This window comes from Vibrio thalassae (assembly GCF_900089835.1).
Lineage (GTDB): Bacteria > Pseudomonadota > Gammaproteobacteria > Enterobacterales > Vibrionaceae > Vibrio > Vibrio thalassae.
Genome location: NZ_OANU01000012.1, coordinates 1 through 15,322, shown reverse-complemented (window position 1 = coordinate 15,322; position 15,322 = coordinate 1). Strand labels below are relative to the sequence as shown.

The following is a 15,322-nucleotide window of genomic DNA, read 5'->3' as shown; positions in this document are numbered from 1 at the left end:
TCCTATTGCTTACACGCGTTGGTGACGAATGAGTTGTCATTGCCCCACCACGATTTTATATAAAGGTTTCGTTCGCACTCCCAAAGAAGTGGAGGGTGCTGCTTATTCCAAGCGTCGAAAAGCTGGCGTTCTGAATTAGATAGGCGAACTCCATACTGATCCGCTATATATAGCTGAGCACGAGCAACAACACCTCTAGCGCGCTGTGGCGGCATGACTTTTCTTGCTTTAAAATCCACTTGGAGCTCGCATTGGCCATACGTTGCGCCTTGAATGCCTTTCCATTGACTGAAACGGTAGTTGCTTCTGTCACTGTTTACTTCACCAATAGACGGAAACAAGTTGTGTGGATCCGCTTCCATTACTTTGAACGACGCGTCGGTTTTGACACAGTTCTTTCGTCCACCGTTTTGCCAACACTGTCGTTGATGACCCATGGCCCACGCTGATTTCACGTGTTCATGTTCAATACGGTTAGCGCGCTTTTCTTGTTTGCGCACTTGGTAACCACATGATTGCAAATCTGGTTTGCCTTTCTTTCCTATCCACTGAATGTCGCACCCGCAGTAAATCGTGGGTACTGGATGTTGTTGGTACCAATTCGTCAATTTGCTCTTGCTCGAGGAGAAAGACGCCTGACTCCAAACTGTCGTCGACACGGTGGTACAAATTGCGAGAGTTAATAAGCGTTTCATTGTTAGCGGTTTCCTTCTGCCTTGTAGCAAGTTACCAGAACGGGTTCCTTTTTGTCGGTGGCGAATATGAAAATCCAATCTGAATTCGGTACTGACCAATACTCACTGGCCCCGTATAAGCGACGTTTGTGCTTAACGACGTGATCGGGAAGATTTGCTCGAATAAGAGAGCTGTTCAGTAATCGGTTGAGACTCTTAAGTGGATTGGTCGGCCGGTCCTTTGACAGCGCTTTAAATCGATCTAATACATTTGAAGAGATGCGAATAGAGCCCAATGCACAGGTCGCTGGGAGATGTGTATTAAAATACAGTCCTGACATCGACAGTTGATTGGATGACATCGTGCTTTCTTTAAACCATGCAGGGGCTTGATTTCTCACTAAGATCTTTGACGTATCGATGACCATTCGTAATGAGCCTCCCAGTCGATTGATTTGTTCCTTGCCGCTACGGTTCTGAATCCCTTTCTTGCATTGTCCTGTGCTGACGGTGATATTTGTACGAGGTAGCTCTGCATAATCGAAAAGATCGCAATGCAAAAGTATATGTTGAAGTGTGATGAGTTCCGCACGCGCTTTGTTGTGCTCATCTCCTCGTGATTCAAGTGAGACCTTTGCGTAGCGGATAAATGATGTGTGGCCAGGCTGTGTTAGGCGATAGCCCACCAAGATGTTTTGGTCTGCAGTATCGGTGGTTGCAAACATGTCAATTGATCGAGTCATAGTCCTTCTCTTAATCATATGAATTCACGTTTACATTAACAGGGCCCAAGCGAATGCAAGGTTAAGCTAAAAAGATCACTCTGCGACGCCATACTCCGACCACGATGCCTTTCTGGAGTCTGAAAAGACACAAGTGACCGCATCAGGCGTGGTGATTATTGGATACCTGAAATTGCAGAAGATAGCTGAGACGATGACGGGCAAATTCGAGTTGTTGCCGACAAGATTTGGTAAAAACAAAAATACGTCCGAGTTCTTACACTTGATACCGGCATTGGCTGGGTTTTCGACACGGCACACGGTTTCTGGTTCATGTGGTGTCATTGATGTCATGCTTTGAGAAGCTTGGGTATCATTCAGTGGTGTTAGCGCGTAAAACAAACAACAGACAGCCGCTAGGATTAGTTTCTTCATTTGCGAACTCATAAACTCGATAGTACTTGTCGTTTCAGTTTTTTAAGAGCGTCTAGTCTAGTGCTCTTGACTCGACGACTCGTAATACCCACCTCTTCAGCGATCTGCTTGGTGGTGCCTTTTTCATGCTTCAAACCAAACAGCCGAGACATCACTTCTGCTTCTAGCGGTTTCAAATTATCAAATGCTTCGTCAACGGTTTTGTTAATTCTGTGGGAATCGATAGACGACTCGACGCTTTCGTTGTCATACGAGCCCTTTGGCTCGTTATCTAAAAAACTAAAGTTATCTTTCACCCACTCCAACGAATCTTGATTTGAATCGTTACGATGCTGGATAAGATACGTTTCTATTTCATGTAACGATTTGTTGGTTATACCGAGCTCTTTTTGAGCCTGTTTTTTTAATTCCGGTGTGACCGTCCGTAAACACACACGTTGTTTAGCCAGCCATGAGTGGTAATGGACCGCTTTGTAGTAAATTCGTGTCGACACGGTGACGTGGAAAGTGTTGGACACACAATGCCTTTCGAGATATTTAGTTATCCAGTAGACCGCGTACGTAGAGAAACGATTACCGGCGCTTGGATTGAATGATTTCACTGCCTCAACTAAACCTAAGTTCGATTCACTGAGCAGCTCTTCATACTCCAGTTGCGGGTAACGTCTGCTGTACATGTTGGCATACTTTATCGCAATGCGGATGTTCGCATTGATAAGCTTGTGTTGAGCGTCTTTCTTCCCGACGACGAGCGCTGGATACAGCGCCTCTTCGTCCTCTCTACTGAGTACGGAGAGTTTTGCTACTTCATTTCGGTATATATCAATCCCTTGCATCACAATCTATGCCATTCGTTGCTATTATGTAACGTTAATAGCAAACTCTGCGTAGTGATGCCAGCGTTTACTGCCCTTTTTGCGGTAACTCTCGGACGACTTACGTGGCTCTGGCAATTCGCTCGCGTAATTCTCTGTAAATCACTTCAGCATTACCCACTTCCGCGCCAGCCGCATCATGAAGAATTGGGAAACGAAGCTTAACCAGTTTATTCCGGTTGATGTACGCAAATGCTTGACCCTTTGGCAGAGTCATGATCGTTTCATCTGAAATGATAGGTTGGTGAGCCTCAACTTTGATAGATGCCTGCGTTCTGGTACCGAAGAAGCCCTCACCCGCTGTGTTTGCATCGTCATCTTCGTTGAATCCGGACTTAGGTGTGATTGCACCACCATCGGAGGTGGCGCCCATCGTGTCAATCGCCATAACATCCGCGGTTCGCACCATTTCAGTGAGATACTCAGCTGTGTATTTGTTCGCAACGCGCATCATGAAGACGTTGTTAAAGTTTCCAAGTACGACATCGGCTTTGGCTTTGTCTCCTAATTTAGCTTCGATATCGGCTCGCGTTTGAGTGTAGGCCATTATGCGAACCCCAGCCGAGCCAGATCTATTTAGCAGGGAAATTACTTCATCAGAAGAGATAAGTGCCTGAAATTCGTCGCAGTGTAGGTTAATCGGAATGATGTCCTTGGTTGATGCGCCTGGCATACCTTTATTGATGCCGTAGTTATTAATTTCACCAGCCTTGGCTACCAAGTCAGCAAAGAACGTGTTGCCTACGGCCTCAGCTGTTACTTCGTCTTGCATGGCACTGAGGCCACAATAGAAAATACCGCGTCGTTGGATTATCTTATCCCAACTAAACGTAGTGCGTTTATCTGCAATGTCGTCAAAGTCTGGGCTAATGATATCGGCCAATTGGCCGGACGTTAATTTGGTTAGAAGTGGAATGAGTGAAGCCGTCAGTTTACTTGTATATTGTTGATCTGACTTCATCGTAGAGCGCAGTCCTTCAAAGTATTGGTTAATGAGCTTGGGATTTCGTTCGTAGAAGTCCGTCGTTATTTTATCGGTGATGACGGTGGAGTAATCACGGCCTTTCATCGCACCCATTTTCAGCTTATCTTCAACAAGCTCTCCTTTTGCGTTCTGCTTAAATTTCGGTTTGTTGAGGGCTTCGTATTCCTCAATGTAGTTGGGATTATGTTTACGCATGAGGTGCTTACCGAATCGATTAAACAGGCCCTCCAGATCTTCAATGTTGGCTTTCATCGATTTGAACGTCGGTTGCTCGCCCATATCGAGCAATGCGGCAGAAATATATACCATAAAGTTGAAAGCGAAGTCTTTAAACACCTGACCGTCTCCGCTGCCTGACATTTGGTTCGAGATTCGACCTGCGACTGCTGTCAAACGGCTAAAGTCGGAAATGGAATTATACTTTGAACTTAATTCTGGTTCGCCCAGAAGAAAAACGTAGAAATTATCTTCTTTACCAAGGCGTTTGGCTTCTGCCCACATGATGCCAAGCAGCTCTAAATCCATTTTTGGATCAAATACACCTGCCACGCCATCGCCACGAGCAATATCTTGACAAATCTGAGAACGTAAGAAGACCGTTTTTCCCACACGACTTTGGCCAAACATGATGCCATGTCCTGCCCGGTCATCTAGCGGCATGTAGACATCTTGCTCTCGTTCATAACCGGTCGCGTGGTAGAGAGCGTTTCCCCCAACTGGAGGGAGCGGTTTGTAAATGTTTCGAATCGCAAATGGCAGAAAACCAAATCTAAATTCCTGCTTACTGGATTGCTTAGCCAGTAATGCTTCTGCTCTTTCCTTCAATCCCTTGTGTTTACCTTTGCGCAGCGATACTTTTACCTCATTTTTTCGCAGCCGTTCTACGAACGCTGGCTGCCTATAGAACGGCTTGAGGTTTTCTTTCTTTGCATCCCAGACGCGCTGAGCGTCAGAATCCTCATACGCAAACCCTCGACCAATCCATTGAAGCTTATCTGTCCACGGCAATTGGTCGGTATTTAAGTGGAACGCGTCAATCACATTGAGCGACATCTGGTACTTCTTCATTTTAATTAGGCTCTTGAGACGATATGAAGCCAATAAAATCAAAATGGCGATAAAGACAAGTATCCAACTCGTCGTTAATCCAATGTAAGGGCCTGCTAATCCTATGAACGGGATCATAATGCCACAATAAGCGATAGTGCGAATTTCAAATGATGGCCTCAACAGGCCATCTAGTTCCTTTTCGGTGCTCATTGAATTGCCCCTTGGTTGGTCACGATGATTGGATAAACCGATACCCCGACGTTTTGCAAAAACAATCCCGCATCAACAGGCTGCATCTCTATGTCTGGTGCGTATTTCTTAATTGCTTGGAAATCGGTAAGAGAATTTACTTGAGTGACGACAACGGCTGCATTATGTCGACGGATTGCTCCTATATTCATTCGAAACCATTGGAGTGAATAGTCATCCGCGCCAATGACCGCGATTGGGCGAGTGACGTGCTTTGCCTGTTCTGGTGAGAGCTTGATAACGCGACTCGGTAAACGAGTAGGTTTAAGAGCGGTGGTAACTGGAAAGATGCTACGAAGAGCGGAACGCTCCAGTTCCTCTTTGGTGACAACTCCTTTTTTGAATCTTTCTAGCTGAGCCAGTTCTGCCATTTGGCGTTTTCTTTTCTCTGCCTCTTCAAGTTGGTCCACTCTTACGACTTCACCAACTGGCTGCGAGTTTTCTTCGTTGCTTGCCAATACCACTAAATCGGGCTTGCCGTTTTTGTAGCCGTTCAGCACTGTCATTGTGCTAGAACGAAGGACACGATTTAGCGACTTAGCCTCTTCCAGTACTACGGCCTTTAATTCTGCATCCGTTAGCTCTGGTTTTTTAGGTGGTAGTGAATCGTGCGAACTTGGCTTTGCGGTTTCATGCCCTATCGAATGAGAGTATGTGACAACCGTATCCCTACGAACAATATCTGAATAAGCATTGGTCGCTATCGTTAACAACAAGATAGTGGTTAGTTGCGTGGTTCTTTTCATAAGGCCCTATTCATTTTTCTGAGCAAGTCTCTGATACTTGCCGCTCTCAATCATTGCTAGCTTCTCTCTGAACTCTTTCTTGTACTTGTCAGCTAGTCCGTTCTTGTTTGCAGGATTGTGGTATCGGCCAGCAGCGTCTATCCAGTTGCCATACTTTTTGTAGTGTTCCATTAAGATTTCAGCTGCGATAATGCCGTTACGGTGCACATTGCCCAAATCTTCAATTGAACGCGCTCTGTGGCCATTCCACTTCCAATTAACTTGAAACGGACCAACATCAAATGAGTGGTAACCTTGAGAAATTAACGAGCGAGCTTTCGAAAGCATTTCTGCCTCAGTAGCGTAGAAAAATGCTTTCCTTTTATGGTTGATGGTGTACGGCCATGGACTGACTGTACCATCAACCATTTTGGTATTCGTTTCTTGCACAGACAATGCATAGAGTACCAATGGGGGTACTCCAGTTTGTTGTGATAACCAGATGAAATACTTCGGTGCGCTGACGCTAGCTGACCACGCGAAGGTAACTGAACCAATCCAAAGTACCACGCTTGATATAAGAAACTTTATTACTTTCATAACACACAATCTTTACTGGCTATGGAAACGCTTGGTTTCGGTATCCATGGTGACGAGATAATACGGAACGGTGCCGCCATTTCTGTGCTTCTCAACCATGTGATTATTCAATGACGCGTTTACGCTAATGGCTTTTTGTTGCTTCTTGTTTTCTGTTACACCGATATCACTGAGAAACTGTTCGGCCTGCGGGCCCGTTGCGTTTGTCATGTGAATATCGAGTTTCGAATCCGACGGTGACGTGGCAATGGCAAGTGTCGAGAAAATCTTACATTTGCTATCACAGGTCTTGTAATCGATGAAGAGACTTCGAAGCGTAGTACGGCCTTCCGTTAGTCGAGCGGCAATACCTGTTTTTGGTTTCGGTATGTTTGGATTTACCGATGGGACGCTCTGGTAGATAGCTCGAATGGCTGCATCTTGAAACGCTAACTCTCTATCTCGACGAGCTAACTCTATTTCGTTCATCTTCCGAGCGTAGTGCATACGCTCTTCCTCAGTGGTTGCGTAGTTACCCAATACAATTGGTGGATCCAAATCGGGTGTCCACGTACCACGCGGTGTGTACTCGATGATGTACTTGTACTTAGCCCAATCGCCATGCGAGAGATTCCAGTTCTTAGCCAAGCGTTTATCTTTTTCAGACAAAGTGATTTCCAATCCATCAACAGTAAAGGATTGATCACTATTTCCTGTTTCAGCATTAATGGTCTGAGTGGTGATCACTTTTAACGATTGATGGGTGTAAGCCAGCGCTGAGTTTGGCAGCGCCAGTAATAGAAGATAGGCTACTTTACGTTTCATTATCGTCACTTCCGATTACTTAGCTGGCATGAGGTAGACATTTCCGATTTGGTCTTTCAGTGTCACGCCTTCGTCGTTGATGTCGACGACAGAATACTGCCCCAACCTGTCTCCTTTTATAATCGGCATTGCGCCTGACAAACCATCGGTGAGCTGCGCTACGTACTGGCTACCAAAGCGGCTGATTTTCTCAAGTGCTAACGTTCCAATAGTGGTGATTTGTTTCGTTGTCGGTGTTGTGGTTTGAGTAGAGGCTTGAGCCGCTTTTGGTGCTTTTTTCTGATTGGTTTTCGGTGCTGACGTTTGAGTGCTTGACTTGAGTGCCTTGAGTTTAGTCACTTCACGCTCAATCTTATCGAGTAGCTCTTTCCCTTCTCTTTCTTGTTCGAGTTCAATCTGTATAAGTCGATTCGACAGATTCTTGCGCTCTGAATCACCGAAGGTTTTATTCTTTGTCACAACTTCTTTCAATTCTAGGATTTCTTCCGAGCGCTTCCTTGAGGTTTCTGCAAATCTATCGACTTCAGCGTTGAATGACTCGATTGCGCTATTGATGCGTTCTTGGAGTAATTGATTCTGTGTTTTCATAGTATCAATGGTCTGTGGTAGATTTAACTGCGCCAGCTGCTCTTTAACGTCTCGCATTTCTAAGCTCAAACGATTGAGGTTTTCTTGAGATATAGTTTCAACTGATGTTGCTCTGTTACTTCCTGATGCAAAGTTCACCAAGTCTGGAAACTCGCCGCCATTTGAGTTGTATAAATACCAACCGCCGCTAGAAAATGCCGCTATAACAAATGTAAGGCTGGTGACCTTCAACAGACCCGTAGACCCAGATTTTTTCTTTTTTGCTACTTCCTCACTAGCTTGCTCAACATCTTCTAATTTGGACGTTTGCACTTCCTCGTTTTCAGCACTCGACGATGTGGTATCTATAGGATTGGATTGCTCCACTGTTGATGCGCCACTTGATTCGTCCTTGCTTGCTTCTTCCATCACCGTTGATTGCTCTGTTGATGTTGCCGATTCAATTTCCTTTTTCCCCGATACCGCAGCGTCGATTGGCGTTACTTTTTCAACGTCAGCTGCGCCTTGGTCGTGTCGCTTTATTTTTTTCTGGTTGTTCATGCCGCCACCTTAAGATGCTTGCTTGACAATTCGGATGGTGCGTGATTTTTCGTTGATGTTGATGTCATAGCCATGGCCAACGATCACCTCTACAATTTGCTTCACGGTGCTTCGAGTAAAACTGCGATTCACAAGTGGTAATTTTTTTGCGTATAAACGTAACGTGGTGTAGTCGCTGTCTCTTGTGCTTTCGAGTTGGTAACCTGATAGCGCCAGTGCGTAGTTGAGTGCTTGGCCAACGTATTTTACTGAAGTGGGAAATTCCAAGCTTGTGACTTGAAGTAGTGGGTATTTCTGCTCGAAGTTTGAGTCAATAACAACCTGAGTGTAACCACCTTGGTCATACACTAGTTTTGCATCAACCGACTCCGTATTTGTTGCACTAGCGAGCGCAGGCGCAAGAGCGAGCGAGAGATAAATGAGTTTCATGTTATTTTGTGCTCCCTTTCCTATTTAACCTCTTTCTTCTCCTTTAACGATGCAAATGAAAAAAAACACCACTCTCAGTTACCGCAATTAGTGCAGCGCCAAAACAACGGACAAATCCCCTCTGCCAGCAGGCCCACATATAGCTTATTTTATATATATTCTTATATAGTGATTTGGCACCCTTTTTAGACCTCCAAAAGTGACAGAAAAAAGTGGTGCAAAACCGTAAAAAGGGTGACATAAACCGCAAAGCGGGTGATGCAAAAACCACATATCAGGTGACACTAACCGATAATCGGGTGACAACAAACCGAATGCTGGGTGACACTAACCGACTATCGGGTGACACAAAACCGCAAAGCGGGTGACGCAAAACCGACTATCGGGTGATGTAAATCAGTTTCGAGTGAGGCCAACAATGTTTATAAATTGGCTTTTTCCAATCCTTAAGGAAGAAAAAAGCCCGACTACTTAGTGAAGATAGTCGAGCTCGTATGCAGGAATTTTGAAAGTGCTCTAGCAGTATGTTTCTTTTAATCGATTTAAAACGTCGTTAGGCAAGATGTTATTCTTCCATGATGAAATAGGCGGTGCAGTGCCTGCTCTTTCTTCAAGAAGTAGGACTTCTTGGCTTAGCGAAATCTTTTCATTGAGATTGAAAGCGACCGGCACACGCGCTGTTCCTTGCGCTAGGTCAACTCGCGTAATTGACGTAGCCTTCCATCCGTTAATTTTTCCCAGAGTGTATCTAAAGGAGCGTTTTGCTTCGCGCCAAAGCTCGTTGTACTGAGCTCGTTCGATGACATTGTACTTGTCTGCCAAATAGAGATAGTACATGTAATTATCAAGCTCTTTTGTTAACCAGAGGAAACTATAAGCAAGGCGATTATTGAATGAAACTCGGCACTCGTTGTTGTAGCCATCGGCTGGAAATTCTATTCGCGTTCCGGTGCTCGTGAGTCGATTGGCAATCAATTCTCGGATCTCTTCTTGCTTGGCTTTGTAGGCATCTCCTAGCTCGTCAATGCTGATTTCGATGTCCACCAAAAGCTGGTCAGCGAACGGGTCGTCGTTTCGGATTGCGGTATAAAGTGGTGCAAGTTTGGTGTCAAACCAGTCCACTCCAATGATAAATCTTCCCTGCTTTGCTGCGTTGTTATCTTTTACTGAGAAAAGAAGTTTCGGCGCAACCTTTGTGTAAAACTGCACGATGCAGACGGTTTGAGCTGGTTTGTTTTCGATCATTTCTCCAGTAATAGACATTGAAGATTGATGTTCAAACGGTGTCTTTGAAGCTTCTTGTACCTTTCTATTAGTCATGATGTTTTTCTTCCCATATTCTCTGTTACGGCAGCTACAATATCGTCAAGAATCTCTCTATTGATGTCGCGTATTTCCATTTTTGCGTGTAAAGCAAAACTGACAATAGCGCTTGATATTGGATAGTTAGGGCTGGTTCTCTTTACGATGGCCGGTATGTCGTCTTTGGCTTTGTAGCTTCGAAATTTATCCACGGCACTGGTATTCCTTGACAGCTTGACTTCTGATTGAATGAAACTGTTCTGCTCTCGAACAACTCGAACAGGTGCATCCATGATCTCTCTTAACTTTGCTGCGTTGCGACGAGATATGTTAAGCTCACTCTTGAGCAAATCGCGTTGCGAGTAGCGAATGTTGAGTGCCTCGATATGTGCAAGTAGTTCGTGCTTCTCTATTAATTTTTTGATGAGCTCTTGCCCTTTTTTTGTTTCAGAGGCGCGTCTCAGAGTTTGAATACTAGCGATTTCGGTAACCGATTCATTAACCAATGTTGCGGCTTCAATTAGACCTGTCGCCAGTTTGCTATGCGTTACTTTGTACGCTAATTCTTCAGAGATATTGAACCAAGATTGAAATAGCGTTACTTGCTCTTTAGCGTCTTTCTGTAGTATTTCATTGATCACTACCATGTCTGAATGAACAGCATCTTCAATGGCCAGATTGAGCAAGATGCCGTAGCTAAATGTCCACGATCTGGTACTCATTTGTTGCCCTCCAATTCGTTTTTACATAACCTAATAAACGCTCTTGTTTCGCTTAGATCTTCAAATACGATTCCGTCACTACGTGTATGTATTGCCGTGAGTATTGCTTCAATATCAAGTGAGCTAGACGGTATTGACGCGAGAAAAGCGAGAGAATCTTTGAGTTCATCCAAGTGATTCTCCATGCCCCGAGTGTATGCACTCCACGTTTTTACTGGTCGTGGATTATGCAGATAGTGATTACTCAATCGAATCAGTTTTCTGTATGCCACTTTGTTTCTAATTGAGAGTGTCATGCTACGTCTATGCCTCCATGTCTGGCCGCTAGAGCGCTTGATACGAATGAATAAAGTATGTCTTTAGGCGTTGGCATAAGACTCACCTCATTGTTTATTTGACCCAGTTCTGTGTTGCTGTCCGCTTTCGATAACGCGACTCCTACGATGGCCGACAACAGGTTTAAATAATCATTAGATGGTATGGAGCGAGAATCTAAATCGATGTGTTTTTCGGCAGCGAATTTCTCAATTTCTTCACTAGATTGTGGGCTAACGACATTCTTATACAGGGTAAACGAGTGAATGCTGAGTTTGTCAAGCACTTCAATGTGCACGCTTAATTTAGAGAGAAAATCTGCACAGGTTTTACTACTTTCAGTAGTTGGTAGCGTCAATTTCCCGGCTCGGTATTCTTCCTCCGACAGTTGCTTCTGGCACCAGAGTAATTTCTGCAGAAGATCTGAGTATGCGCAGCCGCGCTGTCCTATTTCGTGAGCGATGAAGTTGCCGCACTCGTACTTGTTCAGTTCTATCGCTAAACCTCTCACCGCTCTGTAGTTTGATATCGGCTCTAACAATCTAGGTGTATTTGCCCACCTCTTTAGTATTCGAATGTAGTATGAGCAGTTTCTAGCGTAGCTATCGTTTAGAGAGTGTTCTACTTTCTTTGTGCTATCAGATCTAAGCGCATTCATATAGTCGAGAGCTGTGCTGTGTGTATTCATTTCCAAGCCAACCTTTTTTTCATTTTTCGACGTTCAATACTTTAAAACGAGCGGATACTAGGTAGTGCTAGACAGTTGTTGTGCAATGAGTTCGCTAGGAACGCCTTGCTCTCTCAATTGCGTCACTGCAGATTCGATGAGTGCAATGTTGTGTTGCTTTTGTAACTCCGCCTCTGCTCTTTCTGAGTCGGTGTCACTTATCGCTTCAAGCATCACTTTTCTCAGCTTTGAGTAGTGTGGCTCAGGCATAGTTTTGATAATGCGTTTTAGATTTGTTTTGCTGCCTAGCAGACTGATGAGCTGACTTTGTTTTTCAGTTAGTTCTGTTCCCAAAATGTTACCCCCAGGTGTTTTCATTATTCATGAGTATTTCGATGACTAGTATATTTTCGTTCCTAAAATTCGGACGGAAAAAAAATCACCCGCAAAGCGGTTTGGAGATTAACGATGGTGCTAAATCTGCGACAGAAATTTCAGTACCAGTTGTCTCCCAAACTAAAACTAGCGTTTCTGAAGGGCGCCACATTTTTCTCAGTGCCGACACTATATTGGAGCGTGAGCGTTGCGCACAATTAGTGAGTACCATCAAAGAGGTGGTAGGTCTCTCTGACGAGTACTGGATGAAATACTATCTTCCGCCAATCAGGTCATTTGCCGAGTTGTGTCAGGACGTTGGTGCTTCAGAGCGCTATCATCATGCAGAAGCATTTGGGTTGATTGAGCATTCTTTAGAAGTTGCCCTTTATTCACTCAAAGTATCCCAAGGACGGTATTATTTCCCGGATGGTAATTCGGAGACGATTCAGTGGTTAAAACGACCGTTTATGTATGCGGTGTTTCTAGCTGGTTTGTTACATGATGCAGGTAAGATACTGACGGATGTTCGTTGGTATATTAAAGACAGTGATGATAAGTGGATTTTCTGGAGTCCACTGATACATGCTACACCATCGGAAGATGAACAGGTAGAGTTCAAAACCGAACGCAACAGAAACCGTCTTAATCTAAACGTATATAAGAAAAACTCGCATGAGTTATTCTCTACGACTTTTCTACAAGCGGTCGTGCCATCAGAGGGTCTGGAGTGGTTGCTTGATATGAACGAACGTTATTGCGCGGAACTCTATATACACCTTATTCATACGATTGCTTCCGATTATGCAAATGGCGATGCAATTGGTCGATGCGTCAGTCACGGAGATTCATACTCTACGGCTCAAGCGCGTAAAGCTTATATGTTGAATGGAGGCGGTAAATACGTCGACCTAGATGATCCAAATGTACCAATCTATGAAGTGTATAAGTACGAGTTTGCAGCTCTGTTGGCCGATCCTGAGTCGTACGGACTGAATTGCAATCAAGCGGCCATGGGTAAATTCAGTCATCTCGAACGATTTGGTCGCCTTGTCTTTGTTTCAGCGAAATCGGTCTTGCCGATCATCAACAAACGCATAAAAGCACGCAATATATCTATTCCTAATAATCAAAGCATCTACACGATGCTGGCTGATAACGATGTGACAATGACAGCACCATCCGGAGATACGCTCTGGTGGATCGAGTTTTTCTCAACTAACAACAATAACAAATCTCGTGAAATGAGCTATCTCGTCTTTGATATGCGCGCGTTTCCGTCGATAGAAATACCAGATCTTAAAACACTAGATGTTCAGTTCAGTATTTCGCCAAAAAGCTTGGAAGAAGATCGGGATGAGTTTACAGAAGAAAACTACCCTGAATTGTATGATGCGTTCTATGAGAATACTGATGAAACGGAAGATGAATCGTCTTCCGACAGTGTAGCTGCAAAAGATGATGATACGAGTCGAACATCTACTAAGAGTCGCGCTGAAACTCATTCATCTTCGGCACAAGATGAAGTTGTAGAGGAAGATGATTCGGCCGAGAAGACGCAAGAACCAGTCTTAGTTACTCCAAGTTTACCGCCCTTGGGTAATGGCAAGGTTCAAAAAGAGGTAAAGGCGAGTGTTGACAAGTCAGCAGACATTTCATCATCTACAGAAGCTAACAAATCATCTAAACAGCGAAAGGCAGTCCGCGTGCCTGGTGCAACGCAAAGTCCTTCTTCACAAGCAGGTTCGGTAGATAAAAAGAGTGTTGACAAGTCAGCAGACATTCCATCATCTACAGAGGCTAACAAATCATCTAAACAGCGAAAGGGAGTCCGCGTGCCTGGTGCAACGCAAAGTCCTTCTTCACAAGCAGGTTCGGTAGACAAAAAGGTTGGTATGAGCCCAACATCTAGCAAGAAGCCTAGAAATAGAAAGTCAGTCAAGGAGACGAACAGAAACTCCAATGTTCAGAGAGGTGAGGGTTCTTTGCTGGATAAAGCGATTAATGTCGGTTTGGGTGGACTCGATGACTCCACCCAAAAGCGTACAGCCAACAAGAAACCACCAGCGAAGCCAAACAAAACTCCGAGTCTTGAATCTGACTCAATAAGTGAATCTTCAGCGACACGCAAAAAAAACACAAATGTGTCAAGTGAAGCTAATCCTCCTCCAGTGATGGGAGTAGATGCTAGCCACTATATTGATATGCCGACAGATGACACTACGGTAGTAGAAACAGACCCGTTTTCGGGGCCCATACGCTTCTCTCATGCACCAACGGATATCAATTTCACAGATGAAGAACTGATGACGCGTTGCAGTAGGAAGTATCTCGTTGGCCGACCTCATTGGCTAGGTTTTTTACCAACCCAAGTGTTGGAGAGTGAGGAATGTCTCGACAACTCGCGTAAATTGGTTGTGCGCTACGTACCATATATTGAGTCATTACTTAACTCTGGAGCAATAGACTGCAATAAACCTTCTTCACCACTTCATATGACGCGGTTTGGTCTATTTGTAGTGACGGACAAATTCTTCGCGTTATTTGAAGATGGCATTTCAGATGAGATGAGAATGGTGTTCGAAAAAAGTGACTACACACTCGCGACAAACAACAATACTGTTGTGTCAATGGTGAATTCTTCAACGAGTGAGGTGCTTAAAGGGTTCCTTCTCGCCGTCAATTCACCACAACTCAATGGGAGCCCTATTTCATTCAATACAGATTTATCGTTGGTAGGCGGTGGAGAGTAAGTTAGTGGGAGCTGTGGGTGAACAACAAAGACAGGTAAGACATGAACGCAATAAGAGTGGTGATGCTAAAGCTTTTTAGACTAACCTTCACAATTTAGTTCCCCATAAACATAACTCATTAGGCTTTGTCGCTTGCACGAATTACCCCTTGAGTAAGAAACTTTACCGGATACGCCCACTTGGGCGTATCGAGTAATGTCACTAATTAACCATGTTTACTAGAAGAACCACTCAAGTTATTCGCACTACTGCCTTTAGTCCCGCCGCCTATTAAATACTTATTTAGCAAAGGGTTTATTACTATGTCAACGCCAGTTTAAAATTGACCCACTTATCGACGTTATCGCCGAAGTAAAACTGACCCACCCAAGTAATTAATTTTTACTTTCAGATAGATTTTCTAGAACTGTTGGTATGGTTCCAGCCGCCTTCTTTCCTCGTAATCGGTAGCTTTCTCCACTGATTTGTACGATGTGCGAGTGATGAAGAAGCCTATCCAGTAATGCCGCCGT

General features: G+C 44.3%; 16 protein-coding genes. 1 reads left to right on the top strand and 15 read right to left on the bottom strand.

Annotated elements, in window-relative coordinates; genetic code table 11:
- Nucleotides 1–2 precede the first annotated feature (2 nt).
- The 14 genes from VTH8203_RS06785 to VTH8203_RS06715 form a co-directional block, all read right to left on the bottom strand.
- Entirely contained in the window at nt 3–695 is a 693-nt protein-coding gene (locus VTH8203_RS06785; RefSeq protein WP_096992984.1) for an endonuclease, read from the bottom strand.
- A 2-nt stretch (nt 696–697) separates the two neighbouring features.
- The gene (locus VTH8203_RS06780; RefSeq protein WP_096992983.1) at nt 698–1,417 is read right to left on the bottom strand and encodes a hypothetical protein; all 720 of its coding nucleotides are present in this window, start codon (nt 1,415–1,417) and stop codon (nt 698–700) included.
- A gap of 75 nt (nt 1,418–1,492) precedes the next feature.
- A complete protein-coding gene (locus tag VTH8203_RS06775) occupies nt 1,493–1,831 on the bottom strand; it encodes a hypothetical protein (protein WP_096992982.1) in 339 nt (112 codons plus the stop codon).
- An 8-nt stretch (nt 1,832–1,839) separates the two neighbouring features.
- Complete coding sequence (locus VTH8203_RS06770) at nt 1,840–2,667, bottom strand: sigma-70 family RNA polymerase sigma factor (RefSeq protein WP_096992981.1); 828 nt, start codon at nt 2,665–2,667, stop codon at nt 1,840–1,842.
- Between the two features lie 100 nt (nt 2,668–2,767).
- Nucleotides 2,768–4,951: a conjugative transfer system coupling protein TraD gene (gene traD, locus VTH8203_RS06765; protein WP_096992980.1), complete on the bottom strand. Its 2,184-nt coding sequence runs from the start codon at nt 4,949–4,951 to the stop codon at nt 2,768–2,770.
- Complete coding sequence (locus VTH8203_RS06760; RefSeq protein ID WP_096992979.1) at nt 4,948–5,736, bottom strand: PFL_4695 family integrating conjugative element protein; 789 nt, start codon at nt 5,734–5,736, stop codon at nt 4,948–4,950. The genes traD and VTH8203_RS06760 overlap by 4 nt, the downstream gene beginning before the upstream one ends.
- 6 nt (nt 5,737–5,742) lie before the next feature.
- Complete coding sequence (locus tag VTH8203_RS06755) at nt 5,743–6,315, bottom strand: transglycosylase SLT domain-containing protein (RefSeq protein ID WP_096992978.1); 573 nt, start codon at nt 6,313–6,315, stop codon at nt 5,743–5,745.
- A gap of 12 nt (nt 6,316–6,327) precedes the next feature.
- Complete coding sequence (locus VTH8203_RS06750) at nt 6,328–7,119, bottom strand: hypothetical protein (protein WP_096992977.1); 792 nt, start codon at nt 7,117–7,119, stop codon at nt 6,328–6,330.
- 15 nt (nt 7,120–7,134) lie between these two features.
- Nucleotides 7,135–8,247 carry a hypothetical protein gene (locus VTH8203_RS06745; protein ID WP_096992976.1) on the bottom strand — a complete coding sequence of 371 codons (1,113 nt, stop codon included), beginning with the start codon at nt 8,245–8,247 and terminating at the stop codon, nt 7,135–7,137.
- A gap of 9 nt (nt 8,248–8,256) precedes the next feature.
- Nucleotides 8,257–8,676 carry a hypothetical protein gene (locus tag VTH8203_RS06740; protein ID WP_096992975.1) on the bottom strand — a complete coding sequence of 140 codons (420 nt, stop codon included), beginning with the start codon at nt 8,674–8,676 and terminating at the stop codon, nt 8,257–8,259.
- 516 nt (nt 8,677–9,192) lie between these two features.
- Complete coding sequence (locus VTH8203_RS06735; protein ID WP_096992974.1) at nt 9,193–9,996, bottom strand: AcaB family transcriptional regulator; 804 nt, start codon at nt 9,994–9,996, stop codon at nt 9,193–9,195.
- Nucleotides 9,993–10,700 (bottom strand): hypothetical protein, encoded by a 708-nt coding sequence (locus VTH8203_RS06730; protein ID WP_096992973.1) that lies wholly within the window; start codon nt 10,698–10,700, stop codon nt 9,993–9,995. The genes VTH8203_RS06735 and VTH8203_RS06730 overlap by 4 nt, the downstream gene beginning before the upstream one ends.
- A 292-nt stretch (nt 10,701–10,992) precedes the next feature.
- Complete coding sequence (locus VTH8203_RS06720) at nt 10,993–11,703, bottom strand: hypothetical protein (RefSeq protein WP_096992971.1); 711 nt, start codon at nt 11,701–11,703, stop codon at nt 10,993–10,995.
- 57 nt (nt 11,704–11,760) lie between these two features.
- Nucleotides 11,761–12,036: a hypothetical protein gene (locus VTH8203_RS06715; RefSeq protein WP_158296068.1), complete on the bottom strand. Its 276-nt coding sequence runs from the start codon at nt 12,034–12,036 to the stop codon at nt 11,761–11,763.
- A gap of 41 nt (nt 12,037–12,077) precedes the next feature.
- On the opposite strand from VTH8203_RS06715, the gene VTH8203_RS06710 reads away from it, so the two are divergent.
- On the top strand, nt 12,078–14,810 hold the full coding sequence (locus VTH8203_RS06710) for a TraI domain-containing protein (protein WP_158296067.1): 2,733 nt from the start codon (nt 12,078–12,080) through the stop codon (nt 14,808–14,810).
- Between the two features lie 374 nt (nt 14,811–15,184).
- Here VTH8203_RS06710 and VTH8203_RS06705 read toward each other — a convergent pair.
- Nucleotides 15,185–15,322 (bottom strand): ATP-binding protein (locus tag VTH8203_RS06705; RefSeq protein WP_244181154.1); only part of this gene is annotated, 138 nt, incomplete at its 5' end.